Annotated in this window: 2 pseudogenes; both read left to right on the top strand. The window is 64.2% G+C overall.

The window, feature by feature from the left end:
* Nucleotides 1–158 (top strand): annotated as a pseudogene (locus tag ACR0JA_RS23685) (diaminopimelate epimerase); the annotation flags it as partial.
* Nucleotides 155–508 (top strand): annotated as a pseudogene (locus ACR0JA_RS23690) (tRNA (N(6)-L-threonylcarbamoyladenosine(37)-C(2))-methylthiotransferase MtaB); the annotation flags it as partial. The pseudogenes ACR0JA_RS23685 and ACR0JA_RS23690, both read left to right, overlap by 4 nt.

Raw genomic sequence — 508 nt, forward strand, 5'->3', positions numbered from 1 at the left:
CTGCGCGGCGCGGCCTGACCGGGCGCAAAGTTCAGATTGAGCTGGACGGCGGCACGATCTGGATCGACTGGCGCGACGATGGCGTTTGGATGACCGGCCCGACGGCTCATGTCTTCTCGGGCACGCTGACCCCTGAGTTTCTGGAGACTCTGGGATGAGCGCGCCCAAGTTCACCACTCTGGGCTGCCGCCTGAACGCCTATGAGACCGAGGCGATGAAAGAACTGTCGCAACAGGCGGGTCTGTCGAACGCCGTGGTGGTGAACACCTGCGCCGTGACGGCCGAGGCCGTGCGTAAAGCGCGGCAGGAAATCCGCAAGCTGCGTCGCGAGAACCCCGATGCGCGTCTGATCGTGACCGGCTGCGCCGCCCAGACCGAGCCCGAGACCTTTGCCAAAATGGACGAGGTCGACGCGATCATCGGCAATACCGAAAAGATGCAGCCCGACACCTGGAAGGGTATGGCCGCCGATTTCATCGGCCAGACCGAGGCGGTGCAGGTCGATGAC

The organism is Ruegeria sp. AM4 (assembly GCF_056540665.1).